This is a genomic window from Spirosoma migulaei (assembly GCF_054776855.1).
Map to the genome: position 1 here is coordinate 71,552 of NZ_BAAHBG010000002.1, position 21,808 is coordinate 93,359.

15 protein-coding genes are annotated in these 21,808 nt (G+C 47.3%); 6 read left to right on the top strand and 9 right to left on the bottom strand.

What is annotated here, in order from left to right; translation table 11 throughout:
- Nucleotides 1–82: 82 nt before the first annotated feature.
- From trpD to ACYVGO_RS01455, 6 genes are all read right to left on the bottom strand, one after another.
- Nucleotides 83–1,069, bottom strand: a complete 987-nt coding sequence (gene trpD / locus ACYVGO_RS01430; protein WP_460967016.1) for an anthranilate phosphoribosyltransferase — start codon at nucleotides 1,067–1,069, stop codon at nucleotides 83–85.
- A gap of 13 nt (nucleotides 1,070–1,082) precedes the next feature.
- The gene (locus ACYVGO_RS01435; protein ID WP_460967017.1) at nucleotides 1,083–1,814 is read right to left on the bottom strand and encodes an SAM-dependent methyltransferase; all 732 of its coding nucleotides are present in this window, start codon (nucleotides 1,812–1,814) and stop codon (nucleotides 1,083–1,085) included.
- Nucleotides 1,811–2,377, bottom strand: coding sequence for an anthranilate synthase component II (locus ACYVGO_RS01440; protein ID WP_460967018.1), 567 nt, complete (start codon nucleotides 2,375–2,377; stop codon nucleotides 1,811–1,813). The genes ACYVGO_RS01435 and ACYVGO_RS01440 overlap by 4 nt, the downstream gene beginning before the upstream one ends.
- 102 nt (nucleotides 2,378–2,479) lie before the next feature.
- Nucleotides 2,480–3,919, bottom strand: a complete 1,440-nt coding sequence (locus ACYVGO_RS01445) for an anthranilate synthase component I family protein (protein ID WP_460967020.1) — start codon at nucleotides 3,917–3,919, stop codon at nucleotides 2,480–2,482.
- 389 nt (nucleotides 3,920–4,308) lie between these two features.
- Nucleotides 4,309–4,821 (bottom strand): DUF2141 domain-containing protein, encoded by a 513-nt coding sequence (locus tag ACYVGO_RS01450; protein WP_460967022.1) that lies wholly within the window; start codon nucleotides 4,819–4,821, stop codon nucleotides 4,309–4,311.
- A 155-nt stretch (nucleotides 4,822–4,976) separates the two neighbouring features.
- A complete protein-coding gene (locus tag ACYVGO_RS01455; RefSeq protein WP_460967024.1) occupies nucleotides 4,977–6,890 on the bottom strand; it encodes a RecQ family ATP-dependent DNA helicase in 1,914 nt (637 codons plus the stop codon).
- 203 nt (nucleotides 6,891–7,093) lie between these two features.
- Between ACYVGO_RS01455 and msrB the strand changes: the two genes are divergently transcribed.
- The 4 genes from msrB to ACYVGO_RS01475 all read left to right on the top strand — a co-directional run bounded on the left by msrB (nucleotide 7,094) and on the right by ACYVGO_RS01475 (nucleotide 12,571).
- Nucleotides 7,094–7,501: a peptide-methionine (R)-S-oxide reductase MsrB gene (gene msrB / locus ACYVGO_RS01460; RefSeq protein WP_460967026.1), complete on the top strand. Its 408-nt coding sequence runs from the start codon at nucleotides 7,094–7,096 to the stop codon at nucleotides 7,499–7,501.
- A 166-nt stretch (nucleotides 7,502–7,667) separates the two neighbouring features.
- On the top strand, nucleotides 7,668–10,313 hold the full coding sequence (locus ACYVGO_RS01465) for a T9SS type A sorting domain-containing protein (RefSeq protein WP_460967028.1): 2,646 nt from the start codon (nucleotides 7,668–7,670) through the stop codon (nucleotides 10,311–10,313).
- A 17-nt stretch (nucleotides 10,314–10,330) separates the two neighbouring features.
- Nucleotides 10,331–11,611, top strand: a complete 1,281-nt coding sequence (locus ACYVGO_RS01470; protein WP_460967029.1) for a D-alanyl-D-alanine carboxypeptidase/D-alanyl-D-alanine-endopeptidase — start codon at nucleotides 10,331–10,333, stop codon at nucleotides 11,609–11,611.
- Nucleotides 11,612–11,770: 159 nt separating this feature from the next.
- Nucleotides 11,771–12,571 carry a hypothetical protein gene (locus ACYVGO_RS01475; protein ID WP_460967031.1) on the top strand — a complete coding sequence of 267 codons (801 nt, stop codon included), beginning with the start codon at nucleotides 11,771–11,773 and terminating at the stop codon, nucleotides 12,569–12,571.
- A gap of 37 nt (nucleotides 12,572–12,608) precedes the next feature.
- On the opposite strand, the gene ACYVGO_RS01480 is transcribed toward ACYVGO_RS01475, so the two are convergent.
- Both ACYVGO_RS01480 and ACYVGO_RS01485 read right to left on the bottom strand, forming a co-directional pair.
- Nucleotides 12,609–14,486 (bottom strand): heparinase II/III domain-containing protein, encoded by a 1,878-nt coding sequence (locus tag ACYVGO_RS01480; protein ID WP_460967033.1) that lies wholly within the window; start codon nucleotides 14,484–14,486, stop codon nucleotides 12,609–12,611.
- Between the two features lie 79 nt (nucleotides 14,487–14,565).
- A complete protein-coding gene (locus ACYVGO_RS01485) occupies nucleotides 14,566–15,870 on the bottom strand; it encodes an APC family permease (protein ID WP_460967781.1) in 1,305 nt (434 codons plus the stop codon).
- 188 nt (nucleotides 15,871–16,058) lie between these two features.
- On the opposite strand from ACYVGO_RS01485, the gene crcB reads away from it, so the two are divergent.
- Nucleotides 16,059–16,448, top strand: coding sequence for a fluoride efflux transporter CrcB (crcB, locus tag ACYVGO_RS01490; protein ID WP_142776531.1), 390 nt, complete (start codon nucleotides 16,059–16,061; stop codon nucleotides 16,446–16,448).
- A 16-nt stretch (nucleotides 16,449–16,464) separates the two neighbouring features.
- The gene (locus tag ACYVGO_RS01495) at nucleotides 16,465–17,910 is read left to right on the top strand and encodes a M14 family zinc carboxypeptidase (RefSeq protein ID WP_460967035.1); all 1,446 of its coding nucleotides are present in this window, start codon (nucleotides 16,465–16,467) and stop codon (nucleotides 17,908–17,910) included.
- Between the two features lie 311 nt (nucleotides 17,911–18,221).
- Here ACYVGO_RS01495 and ACYVGO_RS01500 read toward each other — a convergent pair whose 3' ends face one another.
- Nucleotides 18,222–21,488, bottom strand: coding sequence for a TonB-dependent receptor (locus ACYVGO_RS01500; RefSeq protein ID WP_460967037.1), 3,267 nt, complete (start codon nucleotides 21,486–21,488; stop codon nucleotides 18,222–18,224).
- Between the last annotated feature and the right edge of the window lie 320 nt (nucleotides 21,489–21,808).

Genomic DNA, 21,808 nt, shown 5'->3' on the forward strand with positions numbered 1-21,808 from the left:
ATCATTTAGTGGTCATATATCGTCTTTGAACAGAACAATGGATGACCACTAAATGACAAGTAATGACTATGAATGACTCTCTCTAATTTATCAACTTCTTAAAACATGCCAGTGCCCGTTTGCTTTCCAATGACTCTCGGGCCAGGGCTACAGCTTCTTCGCGGGTAGCCGCCTTATCAGCCGCCAGTAGCGCCATCGCTGAGTTGGCCAGAACGGCCTGCTTTTGGGCTGAGGTCGCTTCGTCGTTGAGTACGTTCAGGAAAATCTGAGCTGATTCATCCAACGTTTGCCCCCCTGCCAGCGATTCAGCCGTTTGGATATCAAGGCCTAACTGCGCTGGCTCCAACACCTGTTCGGTCTGATTACTAATGACTTTGAATGGTCCCGTTAGTGAAATCTCATCATAGCCATCCAGCGCATGCAGAATCATAAACCGCTTGTCTGTTTGCTGATAAAGGTACGCATATAATCGCGCCAATTCAAGGTTAAAGACGCCAACAAGCTGTTTTCTAGGCTTGGCTGGATTTATCATCGGACCGAGTACATTAAAAAATGTCTTTACACCTAAATCCTTTCGGATTGGGGCCACATTCTTCATAGCCGGGTGAAACAGTGGGGCATGCAGGAAGCAAATACCGGCTGTCTCCATCTTACGCTGCAACTCGCCTACATCGTTGGTAAACTGATACCCTAGCCGTTCCATTACGGTTGATGATCCAACCAGCGACGAAACGCCGTGGTTACCATGCTTGGCTACACACTGTCCCGCCCCCGCAACGACGAATGATGATAACGTTGATATATTAAACGTGTCTTTGCCATCACCTCCAGTACCACACAAGTCCATAGGGTCATAAGCGGCAAGGTCGACGGGCAGGCAGAGTTCCAGCATGGCGTCGCGGAAACCTTCTAGTTCTTCCAGACGCAGACTGCGCATCATATAAACCGTTAGAAATGAGGCAATCTGTGCCGGATTATATTCACCCCGCCCAATACCCAACAGAACTTCCCGTGCTTGGTCTTTGGTGAGGTGCTTGTATTCAAAAAGGTGGTTTAAAATAGCTTTCATTAGGGTTTATTTTTTATTGTAGAGACGCAATACCTTGCGTCTCCTTATCCGGATGGTTCTTTATCCGAATGGTTTTGGCTAGGCGTAGCATTTGATGCGCGCCTTTTTGAAAATGATAATCAATAGGAGCTACTTCTACCTGAATCCCTTTTTCTTGACAGGCTGTTAAAACCCTGTTTAGATAAGGTGATGGTTGGCCATTCAAAGCGATTATCGGGAAAATACGAACCTCGCTGGCTACACGGAGTAGCTCGTGTATCGACTCAAGATGAAACGCTGCCGACAGTTGTTCCGAATACAGAAATAGAAAATGCGAACACAGCGCCAAATCAAATGACTGATCTGGAAATGGCAATTTGGGTAATGCGGTGGCCTGATAGCGGCCCTGTTGTCGGCCAGCCTCGTAATCATCCAGAAATTGTTTCATTGCCTTCATGCGTTCGTTGCCTACTTCATCGGGATCACGAAATGTTGTCCAGTTATACTGATCTGCGTTTTTGTGCAGTTGGCCGATGACAATGTCGTACGTCTCCCGAATACGTTCTGTTAATTCATGAGCCGAAAAAGTGTAAATCGGATCGATAGATACTACCGAATTGCCAACGGCTTTCATTTCGACGTTGAAACTGGCAGGGCCATCACCGACGCCCAATATTTGTTTGGTCAGGTCGTCATCTGTTAAGCGAAACATCTGTCGATACTCGGCCAACGTTCGACCCCAGGGAACAACTTCATTCAGTTTCATGCCTTCAACCAGTTCTCAATCATCTTGACACCGTTTTCTGTTAGGACCGATTCTGGGTGGAATTGCAGCCCTTTCACATCGAAGCGCGTATGCGAAAGGCCCATAACGCGACCCTGCTCATCGACGGCTGTAATCCGTAAATCAGCGGGCATCGAATCGGGTACGACTGTCCAGGAGTGATACCGGCCAACCGTTAGCTCGTCGGGAATATCAGCGAATAGTCGTTCGGAGCGGTCTGTTACGGTGGCTTTATGGGCCACGCCATGCAAAACGTCGCCAAGATTTTCGAGTGAGGCACCGTATACTTCGCCAATACCCTGATGGCCAAGGCAAATGCCCAGAATGCTTTTGGTTGGGCCATACTCTCGAACCAAATCCTGCATAATACCCGCTTCGGACGGAATGCCCGGGCCGGGTGAGAGCATAATTTTGTCGTACTGCCCAACGGCTTCCAGGTCAATCTTGTTATTCCGGATCACATCGGGTTTCAGCCCTAGCTCTCGTAGAATATAGACGAGATTGTAGGTGAACGAATCGTAGTTATCTAAGACTAAAAGTTTCATAAAAAAGGGAGGAGTGGGAGGAAGGAGGAGAGGGAGAAGGAATTAAACGTATCTGTATGTAACAATCCTTCGTCCCTCTCGTCCCGTTCCTCCTTTCTCCTTTTAAATTGTTTTTGCTTGTTCAAGGGCTGTCCGTAAGGCGGCCAGTTTGTTGTGTACTTCCTGTAATTCGCTTTCAACGACCGACTTAGCTACAATGCCAGCTCCGGCCTGATAATAAAGCGTGTTGTCTTTACTCATGAAGGTTCGAATCATAATAGCGTGGTTGAACTCGCCATCGAAGCCCATATAGCCAATGCTACCCGAGTAAAAACTGCGGCTAAGATTTTCATAGCGATCAATCAATTGCATCGCGTTGTGCTTGGGCGCGCCCGAGAGCGTGCCAGCGGGGAACGTTTCGGCCACGATTTGTAAAGGATCGGCATGTTCGGTCAAGTCGCCAACCACTTTAGAAACCAGGTGAATCACGTGCGAATAGTACTGCACTTCTTTGAACGTCTCAACTTTTACAACGTCGCAGTTGCGGCTGAGGTCGTTGCGGGCCAGATCGACCAGCATCACGTGTTCTGCCGATTCTTTTGGGTCATCGTAGAGTTTCTGGGCGAGTTCGGCATCGTGGAGGTCGTCGCCGGTGCGCCGGAAGGTTCCGGCAATCGGGTAGATTGTGGCCTGACGGTTCTTGACAACAATCTGTGATTCGGGCGAAGAGCCGAAAATTTTGTAATTGCCGTAATCGAAGTAAAATAAATAAGGGGAGGGGTTCAGCGACCGTAACGCCCGGTATACATTGAATTCGTCGCCCGTGAAGGGTGTCGAAAACCGGCGGGATAATACAATCTGGAATACATCACCCCGCTGGCAGTGATCTTTCCCTTTTTGAATAACTGCTCGAAACTCATCGTCGGTGAAGTTCGACTGTTCGGGTCCGGCTGTGCTGAATGAGTAAGTAGGGTAGTTGCGACTGGTAATCAGATCACTGATGTAGTCAAGTGTGCTTTCAGGCTCGGTGTCGCCGTCGCGGAGATAACTGTGCTCAAACAAATACAGCTCATCTTTGAAATGGTTGATGGCGAGTACATAGCGATATACCGTGAAGACCGCTGCCGGAATCTGATTTTCGGTTGGTACAGGCGCATGAAGGGTAATATCCTCGAAGCTCTGCACCGCCGGATAGCCAAAATAGCCAAACAAGCCGTTGGTAATGAAAGGAAACGGTGCCTTCTCGTGTTTGAAACTATCCTTGAATTCTTGCAGGGCAGCCCGCATTTTGTGGACAGGCAACGTTTGAGTTTGTTCGGTTTCGCCCGGTAACTGAACCGTAAGCTGATTCCCTTCGTACGAAAACCGTGAAACAGGGTCGAAGGCGATGTACGAGAAACTATTATCGTTGCCGTGATAATCAGAGCTTTCGAGCAGAATACTGTTCAGAAAGCGATCGCGGATACGCAGGTAAATGCTTACGGGCGTGATAATATCGGCCAGCATCCGTTTATGGCGGCTGACAACGCGGTAGAATGTGGTTGGCGAAAGGGTAGTAGTCATTTGATAGTCATTAAGTGGTCATTTATCGTCATTGGTTGTCATTGCGCTTGTAATTAGTGACCACGAATGATCAACTAATGACTAGAAATGACAAAAAATAAGGCTCACCGGGATGACGGTGAGCCTTAGGAAATTTGTTGAAAAACAACAATAGCGGCAACCTTCATCCCTGTTGAGAAGAATGCCACCACCAAATCATGTTGTTAATCGTATTATTCATGAGTGTTTAACTCGTTTTGTCAGATTTTACGTTGATGCCACAACTGGAAGGTCACAACCTCTACATTCCAGGCGCTGCACGCTACAGCCCGTATTGGGCCACAAATATAAAACGTTTGTTTTGTACCAATCAAGGCTTTATCAGTTTTTTCTTGATGAACGAAGTTTCATCACATCTCAAGGACTCGGATCCGAATGCTTTTATTCTCCGTCAGGTCAAAGGAAGACTGATCAAAATCGGGTGGTCCCATCATCATGGTAACATTCGAGAAGCCGAACGGCTCAGCGGGCATCTGCCCTGAAAAATCCATCTTCTGGTTCCCATTCAAGTCCTGGAAAAGCCGGACTGCATATCTGCCGGGCGTCAGGCCTTCAAAAACGGCCGTAATTTCGCCTGAAGCTGGCACATCAATTGTTTTCTGCTGGATAGATTGGCCCGTAAAACTTTCCTTACTATTGCCCAAGCCCACATACAGTTTACCGGATCGGGTATTCACATTGTGTATGACAACCGTAAGCGAATAGGTTGCCCCAACGGATGTTGCCCCAACGGATGTTGCCCCAACGGATGTTGCCCCAACGGACGTTGAGGTAGCGGTCGTTGACTGTTGGCCTAAACAAGGCTTGGCAAGGTTAACAATCAGTAAGGCAAAGATGATGACCGTGGTGATGATCGTTTTCATGAGTTGTACTGGTTTATGTTCGTTTGGTTCGACAGTACAAACATAGAGACCATCAATCGACACCTCCAACTGAAAGGGATGAACAGCACGGTTATGGGACAAATTGCAATCCTTGAGTCTTTTCGTAAGGTTATAGGGACGTTTGGGATGCCTGATTAGCCCAAATTTAATGTCAGATTGCCGTTTTTGTTATACCGGATTTCTTCTTCGGCCAGCATCTGTTTTACAATTTGGGCAAGTGAATCAGCATCCGTTTGGGCGAAATGATGCGCTAGTTGTTTAGGCGATACGCCTGGCCCATTGGCGAGTGCGACATACTCCCGCACCTGATCCCGAACAACGGTTGTGACCGTTTCTGCCGATTTCTTCTTTTTGATACAGTTGTCGCAAATGCCACAGGCATCCCCCGGTTTTTCACCGAAATACGCCTGGAGTAGCCGGGTTCGGCACTGGGTGACATGTTCGGTATACAGGATAGCTGCCTGTACTTTTCGCATGGCCAACTCCTTTCTCCGGTTTAGCTCCTGCATGTTTACGGGCAGTGAGGGGGCGTCGAAGCGGGGAGTCAGAAACGTGAGTTGCGGCTTGTCTTTCTGCTTTTCGTAAATGACCACATTACGCTGATGCAACTGGGTTAATAGTTGCTCAATTTCGCTTTGGTTAATCAAAAAGGTTCGCGCCAGATTGGATTCGGAGATAGTGATAAAATCCGTAAACAACTCACCACCATATACCCGTAATAGTAATTTTAGAAACGAGTCGAAACGCGGGTTCAGTACCTGAAATTCATACAATTGCCTGTTATCCAGTGTAATAGTTAGCCGTGAGGGATGGAAATAGTTTTCGTTTAACTGGATAAATCCCTCTAGTTGAAGCTGTTTAAGCGCGTAATGAGTTTCCTGTGGGGGCAGGCTAAATGTAGCTGCAAACGCGCCCAGATCGAAGTCGTAACTGCTAAACTCACCCCCGCCAACGGGTACAGCCGTATAATTGGCCAGCGCCTGATACACCCGGCGTAGCATCTCAATGGGTTGATAAAGCTGCTCGGTTCGGAAACGCAGACTTTCCAGATCGCCGGGCGTGTAAAGCATTACCGCATAGGCCTTCAAACCATCGCGGCCTGCCCTGCCCGCTTCCTGGTAATACGCTTCGAGTGAATCGGGAACGTCTAGATGGACCACTACACGTACATCGGGTTTGTCGATGCCCATACCAAATGCATTGGTGGATACCATGACGCGGGTCTGATCCTGAATCCAGGCATCCTGCTTTTCGGACCGTTGCTGAGTGGTTAATCCGGCGTGGTAAAAATCTGCCGAAATTCCCTGCTTTAGGAGCCACTGCGCCACTTTTTGCGTTTGCCTACGGCTACGAACATAAACAACGGCGCAACCCGGTACATTCTGCAAAATCTTTAAGAGTCGTGCTTCTTTGTTTTCTTCCAGCACAGCAGAATACGACAGGTTGGGGCGGGCAAAGGTTTGCCGGAAAACGGCAGGCTCTTTTAGCTTTAATTTGTCCAGAATATCGGCCTGAACATCGGGTGTTGCCGAAGCCGTAAGCGCAATAATCGGTGTATCGGGAATGAGCTCCCTGAATTCAGCAATTTGCAGATAAGGCGGCCGGAAATCGTATCCCCAGGACGAAATGCAGTGTGCTTCATCAATCGCCAGCAGGCAAACCGTCATCTGTTTGACACGCTCAATAACGATTTCAGTCCGTAGTCGCTCCGGTGAAACGTACAGAAATTTGGTGTTGCCGTAAATACAGTTATCGAGCGTGGTATCAATCTCACGGGAGTTCATTCCCGAATAAATGGCCGCTGCTGGAATACCTCGTTTACGAAGTTGCTCGACCTGGTCTTTCATCAGCGCAATGAGGGGCGTTACCACAATGCACACCCCTTTCATGGCCAGGGTGGGTACCTGAAAGCAAATGGACTTGCCTCCGCCTGTAGGCATCAGTACGAGGGTATCCTGCCGCGCTAGTACCGCATTGACAACATCTTCCTGCATAGGTCGGAAGTTGGTGTATCCCCAAAACTGCTGTAATAGTTGCCGGACGGTCAATGTAATTATGGTTTACGATTTACGGTATTCGGTTTAGGGTTTTCCGAGAGTTCACGCGTTCGTGCATGAGTCAGCCCTCCGGATACCGTGAACCGAATACTGTAAACCACTTACTTTGGGCGAATTTACGGTTTGAAAACACAAATCGGTGAGATGGAGTTTTACGTTTATTGGTAAATACACAATCAGCAGCCAGAACGACTATGATTCAGAAAGTTATTAAATCCGACGAAGAGTGGCAGAAAATCCTGACGCCGGAACAATATCGGGTAGCTCGGGGGAAAGGTACCGAACGGGCTTTTTCTGGCGAGTATTGCGAGGCTCATGATCCTGGAATCTATGCCTGTGTCTGTTGCGGTACGGAGTTATTCGAGTCGACAACTAAGTTTGAGTCGGGTACCGGCTGGCCGAGTTTTACAGAACCCATTGAGGAAGAGCGGATTCGACGGGAAAAAGATTTTAGTTACGGAATGTTTCGGGTTGAAGTGTTGTGCAATGTGTGCGATGCACACCTCGGCCATGTATTCAACGATGGCCCTCCGCCTACTGGGATGCGGTATTGCCTGAACTCTGTATCGCTCGTGCTGAAACGAACAGCAGATGCTGAATAGGGATAGTTAGGTAGATTTTGATTCTATGGATTCTTTTAAATTCTGCTGACTGTCAGTGCGTTAGGGTTGACAGGATTCGTGGAATCAAAATTTCCTGACCGTGTGTAGCTTATTAATACTCGTTTTGACCTGAAATTTGTATCAGATGAATCCTTATTAGTTTTATATGAATCGTGGGAAGTGGCTGGTGTTGCTGTTTGCAGTTGGGTTGCTGGCAAATCCGGCACTTGCTCAGAAAACAGATTTACCTACGTCGAACATACAGAGGAGCTATCCACTCAGCCTGTCCGTGACGGGCTCTAAAATCAAGTACTATAAAGACGATCGGGATGCATTTTCAAAGGTGCCTCCTCCGGCCGTTTTTCTGAATAAGAAAAGCCCTTCGGGGCGTCTGGCGGCTCCAACGGCTCAGTTTATCGTTACCTATTCGAACTTTACCCCTCAGGCACAGAAGGCTTTTCAATATGCTGTAGACATTTGGTCTACGTTGATTGTGTCCTCAGTGCCCATCCGAATTCAGGCCAATTGGGTTTCAGATGTGCCGAATTTGTTGGGGTCGGCCGGCCCCACTTCCTATCGCTATAACTTTGATGGTGCACAAAAAGCAACCGCTTTTTATCCAATTGCGCTGGCCGAAAAAATTGCCCGACGAGAATTGAACAGTCCTGCCGAAGCCGATATTGTAGCCGATTTCAACCGAAATAATGAATGGTACTTTGGAACGGATGGCCTAACGCCAACAGGGCAAACCGATATGGTTACGGCAGTATTACATGAGTTGGCGCATGGGTTGGGTTTTATTGGCTTTTTTAATACTAAAGGGGAAGAAGGTAGCCCGAAGTTTGGCGAATATCTGGCTGATCTGCCTTCGATCTACGATTGCTTTATTGAAACAGGGGGAGGTGGTGGCCCCAAAAGACGCCTGGTCACCTCGCAAGACGATTTTCCAAATAACTCGCTGGCATTAAACCAGCAACTAACAGGAAATGACCTGTTTCTGAATGGAAAGGTTTTACAGCAAACGACAGGAGTAAAACTTAGGCTTCATGCTAAAGCTCTGTTTTCTCGTGCCTCCAGTATTTATCACTTAGATGAAGATACCTATCCGCCGGGCAATATTAACTCGTTAATGACGCCAAAGCTGGGATTGGCCGAGTCGATTCATTCGCCGGGAGAGCCTATTATGCGGTTTTTCTCCGATCTGGAATGGAAAACAACATCCGTTCTGCATGATCCGATCCTGAATACAGAAGATACCAGAGATCTGCTGCTTAGCACCCGCATCATAAGTGATACTACCTTGATTGCAGGTTCAATGCGCCTGGTGTATCGAAAAACACTGCCAACTACAAAAGATACAGTCGGTACAACGGTAAATCTAAGCCGGGTTGGTACTACGGATGTGTATCAGTATACCTTGCCTGCTGCCCAGGCGCAGGGCGATGTCTGGTATTATTTTCAGGCACAGGATGCATCAGGGCGAACATTTACAAATCCGGGTAAGCAACTGGGAGGAGCACAGGTTTGGAATCATGTTCAGATGGGTCCAGATAATGTTCCGCCAACCATTCGATACGCGCCTGCTAAAATAAGTATTTTCTCCACGGCTCTTGCCGACAGTTTACCAATCTACGCCCGCATTTCCGACGACCGCGCTGGTATTTCCAGTGCCTATGTCGAGTATCAGATTAATGGCGTAGCTCAACCAACACGCCCACTAAGCTATAATCGACTAACTGTTGGCAATTATACGTACGACAGTATTTACGTTAACCAGCTTAATTTTCCCGCTAATTCGCTCAAAACGGGAGACAAGATCACGTACCGTATTGTTGCCCAGGATGGGTCCCGCGCAAAAAATCAGGCTGTTAATCCATCATCTGGTTTCTATCAACTTACAGTTGTGGCTACACAAACTGTGCGTGACCAGTACGTCAATCTATTTAATGATGTTACAACGGCACGTGATTTTGCCGGGAATGGATTTAGTATCACAACTCCGTCTAGTTTCGGTGATGGCGCTATCCATTCGGAACACCCGTATCGGAATGGGAGTGATTTCCAATCACAGAGCAGTAACGAGTATGTATTGTTGGCACCGATTCGAATAAAAGCGAACCCGGATAGCGCGTTTATTCGGTTCGATGAAATCGTGCTGGTTGAGCCGGGTACGGTGGGGAGCCATCCGGGCGATGCTAATTTTTACGATTACGTAGTGGTTGAAGGTTCCAGCAACAATGGTCAAACCTGGAAACCATTACTAGATGCCTATAGCGCAAATACGCGTCCCGAGTGGTTAACAGCGTATACTAGTGATTTGGTAACCGGAGTATACGGCGAGCGAAACTCAAAAGCTAGCGGTTTTCCGAGCATGTACCGACGACGGGAAATACCGCTTCTCGGCCAGGGAAGTGCCTTCCGGGCGGGGGATCAGATTCTGATCCGCTTTCGCCTGGTGGCTGATCAATTCTCGTACGGATGGGGTTGGGCTATTGATAACCTACTCGTACAGGCACTACCCCCAGTCTTAGCCGAAGAGCCTATTCGTGAAGGCTCATTTAAACTTTACCCCAATCCCATTAGCAATGGTGTTGTGCGGGTAGAAGCGGAATTTATAAAGCCGATTACTGAAGTAGGTGTGACGGTTAGGAGCTTGACTGGGCAAGCGTTGCGAAACGTAACGCTGAAAGCAGTAGGTGGGAAGTTGCTGAGCCAGGAATTCGATTTAAGTGAGTTGCCAACGGGTTTGTATCTGATGCAGGTAAAAGCAGGGGAATCAATACTGACGAAGAAGGTTATTATTGCGAAGTAATTCACATAAGCTTGTGTATGAAAGCATTGTTTCCGCTTGTCTTCGTCTGTTTTGTTCTTGGTTGTTCACCTGCCCGACGCATCACCCGCGATCTGCATACGAATCCAATCTATACCGACCACTTTACGGGTGTCGCACTTTATGATCCTGCGCGGCAAAAGTCTCTGATTCAGTACAATGCGGATAAGCCTTTTACACCCGCATCGAATACCAAATTGTTTAGTTTCTATACGGGACTGCTGTCATTGCATGACTCACTCCCCGTATTGCGCTATGTTACGAATGGCGATTCACTGATTTTCTGGGGAACCGGAAATCCATTATTGCTTCACCCTGATCTGCCGGATACAACCGCGCTATCTTTTCTGCGAAAACGCCCGGAACGGCTATTTTTCTCCGCAGCAAATTATACCGGTCCCCGTTTCGGGCCGGGTTGGGCCTGGGATGATTACAATGACGATTACTCCCCAGAGTTAGCGTCACTACCCATTTATGGTAACGTAGTCCGCTTTCGAAATGGGCTTCCGTCCGTCGTTACGGCGAGTCCCCACCGATTTGTGGATAGCATTCATATTTCTGCCGATGGCAAGGCAGTTAACGGTGTTAAACGATCTGAGTTTAGTAATCAATTTACGTATTCAGCCAGTAGCAAATCAGCACGACAAGATGTGCCATTTCGATGGTCGGCAGAGTTGGCAGCCCAGTTACTAGCCGACACGTTGCACCGAACTATTGGTATTGTAAACCATCCCCTAACACCGAATGCCCGATTGATACGGGGCTCATCGACAGACTCACTTTACAAACGAATGCTATATGTAAGTGATAATCAATTTGCCGAACAGGTGTTGTTTATGGCTTCGGCAGAGCGAGGAGGTTCAACCCTCATACCAACTACAGAGATACGCCGAATGGTGGATAGTGTATTGCACCTACCCGTGGGGGCAGCCCGGTGGGTTGATGGTTCTGGGCTGTCGCGTTACAATGTGTTTACGCCGAACGTGCTAATTGATTTACTCCGCCTGATTTATGCCAAAGTACCTCAGCAACGCCTGTTTGCGTTGTTGCCCGCAGCCGGGCAATCGGGAACGTTACGGAGCCTGGCTATGGATGGGAAACCCTACATTTTTGCTAAATCAGGCTCTATGACCGGGGTATATAACTTAAGTGGCTATGTATTAACCAAATCTGGGAAGGTGCTATATTTCAGTATCATGCACAATAATTTTACGCAGACTGTCAGTGAAATGCGTCGACGAACGGGCGAGTTGTTGAAGGAGATCCATGAACGGTTCTGAGTGTGGTAACTTACCAAACTCAGAACCTTACTTCGCTCATTAAGAATGAACTGTACCGATAGATAAATTTGAACAAAAACATGTAGATGCTTCGATGGACATGTGGGTGAATAGTATTTTTTTTGAGAAGCGATTATCTCACTCAACACATTTACCTGTATGCGTACCTCTATCACACCTCTTGTAATTGCATTAGGCTTTTTGGTAAGCCTGTTCGCCTGTTCCGACCACCGCTTGGGTGGATCTTTATCTCCTGTTCGTCTTCGCCTAAAAACCGTTGCAGGCGGTGGACTTAATACGACCTACACCTACGATAGCCAGAACAGGCTGGCTTCTATTTCTAAAGCAGATGGTAGTCTGGGCATTATTTCCTATGGTGACCCTGACCATAAATACTCCGCGAACGGTTTAGACAACACGTTATTCGTTCAGCTCCCTAACCCGGCTGACCAGACAACTGGTGCAATAACCCTATATCCCCGTAATCTGGATGGCACTACGTTTTCAGCCACAAAGTATAGCCTGGTCAACTCAAGGCCCGGTAATTACCGTTTCCAGAACTATCAGTATACTTTTGATGCAAACAGGCATATCAGTACTATATACAGTGTAGATCCCAACGTTAACCCGTCAGGCGATTTTTTTACATTTACCTATACGGGAGAAAATATTACAAGAGGGGCTTACTCGTACGTGGGAGGGCATTTTAACGCGGGCGTATTTGCGTATGAGTATGATGATAAAATTAACCCGTTCTTTGGGCTGCTAGACCCTGATATCGACCCCTTAGATCGATTCAGCCGCAATAATAGAGTTAAAAGTTCGAGCAGTTCATTTAGTAATACGCCGGTTACTACGTATGAATATGAATACAGTTCGCAAGGATTGCCTACAAAGCGTACTACAAAACAAGATGGGACAATTGTAAGTGTTCTTACCTATACTTACGAATCGTATTAAGGCCTCTCGGGGAATTTTGTAGCCTTAAAGTACCCTTTTAGTGCGGCCATTGTGATAATGGCCGCACGTTTTGTTGGGATTTATTCACTGATTTTTCGGGCGTTAAACGAACGGTAAATGCCGATTTGGTATTGGCGGGTAGTGTTACCTCAAACCCAACCAGCAATGTGCCCGGATTGGGGGCGTCGTAGTCGTGGGGTGGATTGGTTGGCCAGGTTTTTAGTTCTATACGGGCGGGTTCGTCAACTTGTAGAAAGAGCTTTTTACCGTCTTTCGTCAATTCGGCTTTGTTTCCAGTTAGGATAACTGTTGCGGGGGTCAGCATCGTCCAGCGTATCGTTGTTTCTGTCGCTGTCGTTTCGATCTCATCCCGTACCACAACCTGCTCTTTGTTCAGAATGGCTACGCCCCGGTTAATTTTTTTCACTGATTCCTGATAGACATCCGTTAAGTCCGTTGTGGCATTCATGAACAGGGGTGTGTTCGAGTAACTCGTAATGGCGGCTTTCCCAATAACTCGTTGCAAGCTATTGTTCACCGTGAGGGTGTTATGGACAAAATTATTGTATCGGAAAATCTGCCAGCGTTGCGAGTCCTGCTTGCTGTTCCATAAATCTACCCCTTTTGATTCCAACGATTCGTACTCCTGCATCCCAAAATCCATCGCCCAACGAACGCCATCGGCTTCCATCACAAAAGAGCCAATATCCATGTGTGCGTGATTGACTGACGGACTTCCGGCTTTCAATCCCACAAAAATTGCTGCCGGATTGGACCAGGAGGTACGCATGAGCGCCACCGGATTGCGCCCTTCACCAACCCAGATGGTGCTTTTGGGGTCACCAATAGCATTCATACCCACGCCATTACTCCAGAGCATAATGGCCGGAAGCAGCCGATTTCGAATATGCTTCTTCGGGTCATCAGCCTGTAAGCGACTACGTTCTACCCATAATAACGATGGGTCTTTTGATTTTTGAGAAAACCAGAACATGGCTGGCTGTAACTCGCCACTTAATCCCGAATCAGAATAGTTAAACGCGTTGCCTGATGGACCAGTCATGTTTTCCAGGTAACCGGCTGTTTTTAAAAAGCCGGGGCGGTCCGTCAGCCCGAAATCCGTGCCGAACGCTTTGCCAATGGCACTGATGAGCATCACGTTAAAACTGGTACCATAGCCCCAGTAACTATATCCCTCCGGATAAGCTCCGTTAGGGCTATAATCGCCCATTGGTAATACCACCGACTCAATGGCTCGGTTAATAGTGCTTTTGGCCAATGTTGGTTGGTCTTCATAAATAGCCAATGCCCCATAGACCATACCCGCGTTGCAAACTTGGTTCCAATTGTGCGTTGCTTTAAGCCAACTGTTGTATTTCGTATCTAGTGAGGGCTCAATTCCCTTTTTTAAAATGGCTTCCTTTATAATGGCCCGCGACTGCTCTGATAAATCAGTATACAGCCAGTCGTAGCCAATCGACACAGCCATCGTCATTTCGGCTACGTCCAGAAAATGGGTGGGGTTCCAGTCCTCAAACGCTGCTAAGGCTAACAGCTCTTTTTCGGCCCGTTTCAGGTATTTGTCCTGATGGGTGAGTCGCCAGGCGTAGGATAAATAAAACACCCGGCGTAGGCCTTCCCGTGATTTATCAAGCAGACGTCGCCCGATTTTAATACGTTCCAGGGGAGCCGCATCAATCAGCGCATCGCACGCTGTCAGAATAGCCTGATGCAGGTTTCCCCAGGTTTTATCGGCACCAATGGTACGTTTGATGGCTTCTTCTTCTCCTTTCAGCAACAACAACCGGGGATGATCAGGCAGCTTATTAAATGTGGCCAAATGATCCACTTGCGCGATAGCAAGTGAATGGACCAGAAAAAAGAGACCTGTAAATCGAAGGAGTAAGGAATTCATAACAACCTATGCGTTTGAGTAAGGAACGAACCTAAACGCATAAGCCAAAGAAATGGCCACTTTACCCACTGACGAATGCTTATCGCTTGATTAACAAATACACCGGATAGCTCACCGCTATGAATCCAACCGCATATAAGCTACTCGAAAAATCGCCGATAATAACTCCTAGTAGAAAAGCGAGCGAGGCAATGAGCAGGACCCAAGTAGTAAAAGGGTACCCCCACGCCCGCACAGGCCGGGGGAGTTCGGGTTCTGTTTGACGGAGCCGAAGTAGTGCAGCAAAAGCTGATGCGTAACAGAGTACGAAAAAGAACGTAGCAATGTCGGAGAGTTTACTGTATGTATTGGTCAGGATCATTAAGGTGGAAGCTCCTGCCGTGAGGATGGTCGCGTACGTGGGTGTACCTCCTGAGTTCACATGCGTAACGAACCGAAAAAATAACCCATCACGACCCATGGCGAATATGGTTCTCGGGTTAAACATGATCTGTGCGTTGATAATGCCCATGATCGAGATCATCAGCATGAACGTGACGACCTGGGCACTGCCTGGACCAAACAGTACCTGAACGGCATCGGCAGCGGGTAGTTTCGAACCCGCCAGCGTCTCCACAGGAAGAACATAGAGCAGGGCGAGGTTGACCAGGATATAAATACCAATGATCAATAAAACCCCGCTAATCATTGAACGGGGTAGGTTTCTGCTCGGGTCTACGTCCTCCTCAGTGAAATAAGCCGCGGTGTGCCAGCCATCGTACGTATAAAAAACGGATTGGAGAGCAGCCAGAATTCCTAACCAGACGCCCCCTTCGGCCAGCGGCCTTATGTTGCTGGTCGAAACAGCTACAGGTTGACCGGGTGTTATAATAAAGCAAACAAGCACAAACACCAGCAAACCAACGCCTTTCAGTACGCTCATTACCTCCTGTGCCCGGCTGGCAAACTGCACCCCAATGGAGTGAAAAGCCACAAAAATTACTAAAATTCCTATAGCTATGGTTTTTTGATACGCAACGAGCGATGGGGAAAGCAAACCCATATATTCGCTCATGACCGCTGCTCCGAACGCCATAGCCGATACACTGCCAAGCCAACTGCTAATGCCAATGATAAAACCGGCATAATTGCCAAACGCCCTGCGTGCATATACGTACCAGCCTCCTGCTTTGGGTAGCATGGTGCCCAGTTCCATTACCGATAATGAACCGGCTAAGGCATACACACCAACAATCAGCCAAACGGCTATAATAAGGGTTGGATTTCCAATGTCCTGGGCAATAGGGCCAGGCTTCCGAAGGATACCCGTACCAATAGTGCCACCAATAGTAACGGCTACGCCAAAACCGACGCCTAACAATTTTTTGAGTTGATTCTGGGCCATAGTCCGGCAAGTAGGAGGGAGCTGGTATTGTACAATAATAGCGAAAAAGTCGCTTGCTAGCAGGATTGGCTTGCAGATGACGCCGATACAATGGATTTGCGCGAATAAAATCCGGTGAAAATCCGATGTATCCATGTCGTCTGCATGCCAACTCTGTCGAATTAGCGTTTTTTCGTAAGTTTGCCCATATGAGAATCCTGCTGATGCATCCCTATGTGCTAGTCTTCGTAGGTGGAGGAGTTGGTAGTTTGGCGCGTTACGTTGCTGGGCGTTTGATTCCAGCCACGCTCACCGGGTCGCTCTTTCCCAATGCTATTCTGTTTGTCAATGTATTGGCCAGCTTTATATTGGGAGCGGTGGTAGGGTGGGTACTTAATCGGTCGGCGGGTGAGGAAGCTCGTTTATTGATTGGCGTAGGATTCTGTGGCGGACTTAGTACCTTTTCAAGTTTCAGCTATGATACGGTTGTACTCTTACAAAATGGTCGTATTGGCGCGGCCTTATTGAATATCGGCTTAAACGTGCTACTCTGTTTATTGGCTTCGACGGGTGGACTTTGGCTTGGACGAGGTTTATAAGTTTGTTCAATAAACTATGAAATACATACATGTAGTTTTACTGCTTACACTAGTAATGAGTTTACCCCTTCAAGCCCAGGATTTATCACGTCAGTTGCATGACGCACACGAGACGTTTAAAGAGAAAAGCTTTACACACCGTCGATTCAAGCATAAAGATATTCTGTCGTTGCTAAATGCGCTGGGTGGCCCGCTCGCCGTCAGTCAGGTGGGAGAGTCATTGGAGAAACGGTCGATCCACCAGGTAAAAGCTGGAACAGGTCAAACCAAGGTGTTGCTCTGGAGCCAGATGCATGGTGATGAAGCCACGGCGACGATGGCGATGTTCGATATCTTTAACTTTCTTCAGGCAAAAAACGATGGTTTCGATGAGCTAAGGCAGACAATATTAGCTAACACAAGCCTGTATTTCGTCCCGATGCTCAATCCTGATGGAGCTGAGCGCTTTCAGAGAAGAACGGCTACGGATATCGACATGAACCGGGATGCCCTGCGTCTGCAAACCCCCGAAGGAGCGCTCCTGAAAAATCTACAACAAACGCTTAAACCGCTGGTGGGCTTTAATCTGCACGACCAAAATCCACGCTACGGTGTAGGTAAAACCGGGAAACAGGCGGTGGTGTCGTTTCTGGCAACCGCCTACGATGAAGAGCGAAACATTAACGACGTTCGGCAGCGTTCCATGCAGCTCATTGTAGGCATGAATCGGGCGTTACAACAGTTTGTGCCTGGGCAAGTTGCCCGCTATGACGATGAGTTTGAGCCACGCGCTTTCGGCGACAATATTCAGAAATGGGGTACTACGCTGATCCTGATTGAGTCGGGTGGCTTTAAAGGCGATCCAGAAAAGATGACCATTCGAAAACTAAATTTTGTTGCCATTCTGACCGCTCTGAAAGCCATCGCCGATGGATCCTACAAGCAGGAAAATAGTACAGATTATCAGGCTATTCCCGAAAATGGCCGTGCGCTGTTCGACGTACTTATTCGTAATGCAACCGTCATCCGGGAAGGCCGACCTGTTATTGTGGATATTGGGATCAATCATAATGAAGTCAATAGTAAATCCGCAAGCGCATTTTACTACAAGAGCAGTGTTGACGATATTGGCGATCTGTCAACGTTTTACGGGCTGGAAGAAATCGACGCCACCGGTTTAACCCTGGTTCCGGCTTATATGTACCCAGATACACTCGATTCGGCAGCTGACCTCGCTAAGCTCGATTTGCCAGCCCTCCGACGCGATGGTATTGTGGTGTTTAACGTTCGAAAGGCACAGAAAGAAAATCTCCCGACTCAGGCTGTTCATCTACTGAGTGAAGGCGTATTGCCCGCCCAACCGCTTGAGTTAGAACAAATCCCAACATTCTTATTGAAAAAAGGCAATAAAATTCAGTACCAATTTGTCAATGGTTTTTGGAAAGAGAACCAAAGCGCTCCGCAAAACGGGGTGATTGATTAGGTATAACGCAAGCGTAATAATGGCGTAACATTCATATAATACCAGGCGATTACCTTTGTTAGAAATAGTCTTGCACAAACAGGCAAACTGTCTCTAATTCTTCATATTGGTGTCGCACGAAAGACCAGAGCCTTGTTCTGGTTTTTTCTTTTGTGGAGAATCCCAATAGCTCAAGGTAAATCTCTAGTTTACTCATAACGTTCACGCTTGGCGAAGCCAAGCGTGAACAGTAACAACAGAAAATAGTCATATCACAAATCGCCCGACTATTCAGCCGGGCGATTTGTGATAACAAGAAAGTGAAACTAGGTTTAGAACGTATACCGCGCGCCAATCTGCATCTGCCAGCGTGAACCAAGCGGATCAATTGAATAGGGAGCCGCCGGAGCTGACCAGGTAAAGGTTGGGTCGCCGGTTGTCGGGTTGTTTGTCCGAGAGAGACCAATCGATGCCGTCGAGTTGAATGTGTTGGGAGAGAAATAAGAATAGCCCAGTTTTTTGTCCAGCAGATTCAGGAAATTAATAATGTCGTAGCTGATCTGAATCGACTGACGGCCTTTCAATTTGAACTCATGCAGAAACCGCAGATCCATCGTATTGTTCCAGGGTGTACGTCCACCGTTACGCTCGGTAAAGGTTCCTTTACGTGTTTTTAGATACGAATCTGACTCCACAAAGGCCATAAAGTCAGTTGCTTGTGTTCCTGTTGGTAAAAGCTTCTGCGCTTCGGTCAGGTCTTTAGGAATATAGGCTAAGCTATTGGCCTGTCCTGTTCCATCAACAGTTGAGTTGATATAGCCCCACGAAAATGGTGTGCCCGATTGTAAGGCGTAGAACAACGTAACGGTAGTCGCATTCCGTGGATTCCATAGCTTACGGTAGTTGATCGTACCCACAATGCGGTTCCGAATATCGAAATTTGAGTAAGCTAGCTGGGGATTGTTTGGGTTCAATGACTGGTTCAACTGCCAGTTCGATTCCATTGAATTTCGGATACCGTTTGTCAGGTCATACGATTTTCCGTAGGTATAAGCTGTTGAAAACCCGAAGCCAGCAGCGTAGTTCTTTTGGATCTGAGCCGTAATACTGTACCGATACCCTTTATTGGTGTTCGATAACAGGTAAGCGTTCGCAAAATTATTATCGATCCGCTGAGCACCCGCCGATCCGTTTGCGGCTACATAAATTGGCTGCTGTTGTTGCGTATCATAGCTGTAATACCGAACTACATCTTTGGTATTTACCTGCTGAAACTTCAGGTCCTGAATCACTTTCGTGTACAAACCTTCAACGGTAAGCTTATAGCCATTTACTGTATAATCGACGGCGATGTTGTTGCGGAACATCTGAGGCATTTTGAAATTATTGTCAATCAGGTCGACCTGAGTCCGGGTTACACCGCCGTTGGCTGGGTTATTATTGATCAGTAATCCGCCGTTCGGAACAAGTGGGTCGCCTACCAGTTTGGTGGTTGCCGTGGCGTTGTTATTAAAGTCATACGCACCGTAGCCTACGCCATTGTTGTAGAACGCATAGCCTAACCAGGCAAATGGAATCCGACCGGTAAACAGGCCCGTTCCACCCCGAATAACTACGCTTTTGTCGCCCTTTACATCGAAGTTAAAGCCTAAGCGAGGGGAAATCTGAACATTATTCAAAAAGCTATTGGTAATTTGGTTTAGGGGTGTGAAGCTATAGGTAGTACCCATATTCGTTGGATCACCAGCCGACCCCGTTACCTGTGAGCTAAGCGTTGGCTTGTTTGGCAGGCCTGAGTAATCGAAACGAACACCAGGAGAAAGCTTCAGACGGTCGCTAAGCTGAATATCATCCTGAACGTAGAAACTCATCAGGTTGACATTGAAGTGTGCATATGGATTGTTGAATTGCGTATCCAGGTTGTTCGTGGCATCACCAAAGGGGTAGGAGCCTCGAACCCGGTTCGGTAATTTGAGGAAGAAATTATCCAAACCACTTCGGGCAGGCGTATTCGAAGCGGCAATAGCTCCTGTACCTGCGTAAGAAATCCGTCCGTTAGGCGAATTGACAAACCCGTAGTCGATCGTGTAAAATTCGTTGTGTGTACCAACCGTAAAGGTATTTTTTCCCAGATAGAAGGTAAAGTTATCGGTTACCTCAAAGGTCTTCTGACGCAGGTTGAATACCGATGCTTCCCGGTCATTTCCTAAAAATATGGTACCGCCATTATAGGCAATCTCAACTTGTGGAAAGGTCCTGACATTGGATAAGGTGTTTCGGAAATCATGAACGTTTGAATAACCCAGGATCAAACTGTTTGACGCCCGACCACCAAACTGACTTTTTAACTCAGCAACTGTGCTACTTTGATTGTTGGTCTGTTTAAAGTTGATACTACCAAACCGGAAATTTTGTGCATCCCGTTCCAGGTTCGTTGCTTCTGAAAACACCGTATTGTTACGGATACTCAACTGGTTTTTGTCATTAATATTCCAGTCAATACGGTTGAATAACTTCGTGCTTTTAGCATAAATCGAGTAGTCGCCATACGAACCAGCATCAAGGCCATAGTTTGTTTTGACAAAATCGCTGATTTGCTGGGCAACGGCAACGTCTTTAATCAAGGAGCTGGGTGAACCAGCCTGAAACTGGACGGGGTCCTGCCTACGGGTAATTTCTTCGTTGGTGAAGAAAAAGAGTTTATTTTTGATAAGCGGAAGCCCTACCCGGACGCCTGTTTGATACTCGTAAAATGTACTGGGCAGCTTTTCTTTGGCATCCGATGCACCATTCCATGAGCCGGTTAAGCTGGCATTTCGGGTAAATCCATAAACGGAACCTGTTACTTCATTGGTGCCACTGCGTGTTACTGCATTGACCGATCCACCCAAAAAGTTACCCAGGCGTACATCAAACGGTGCCACGGCAACCTGAATATCCTGAATGGCATCGAGGCTAATTGGATTTGTACGTGTACTCGAACCCGGTTGGCCTGATGTGCCGGTTGATCCGCCTAGCGAGGGACTAAAACCAATGGCGTCGTTATTGATCGCGCCATCTACGGTTACATTATTATACCGGAAGTTCGTACCCGCAAATGAGTTGTTATTATTAACCTGTGGCGATAAACGCGTCATATCGGTCAGGCTCCGCGAAATAGTGGGTAACCGGCGGATGGTTTCTCCACTCACGCTGAGACCTGCTCCCTGCCGTTCTGCTTCCCGATTGGCTTTCACGACAACTTCGCTTAGTTGTGTGCTGGCATCCTGAAGGGTAAAGTTAAGATTAGTTGTTTCGCCCAGTTGAAGTACAACATCATTACGACTGGCGGTTTGATAACTTACATAGGTGACAACGACTTCGTAAGGACCACCTGCATTCATATTATTAATACGGTATCGCCCGTCAATATCTGTAACAGCGGCATATTTGGTGCCAGTTGGCGTGTAAACTGCTTGTACCGTTGCTCCAACCAGGGCTTCTTTCTTGGCATCGGTAATATGTCCACTAAGCCCGCTGGTCGTTACTTGTGCCCAGGTGGCCAATGGGGCTATAAAAAGGATAAGTGCAACTAGTACAGAAGGAACAAGTAATTTCATTTCAAACTATATTGGTGATTTCCAGTGCAAAATTCATGGAAAACCACACTGGGCCTGTTAGCTGTATGTTATGAAAGAGGTATGTATAATTAAGAAATTGTTAAGGACGGGTATTTGTGTATAATCTATTGGTAATAGAGGCCGTTTGGTAAATGAGTTGCGATTTTTTAATGGTTGATCTTACCTTGTTCGCTTGCAGATGCGTTACGTCAAAATCACCTTTTCGCTCAGTACCCAAGTAAGTCGATGAACTTTTAGGATATTTGTGAATGTTCGGCATTAAACTTGTAGAAGTGGAGATATAAGTCAAGAAAATGTTC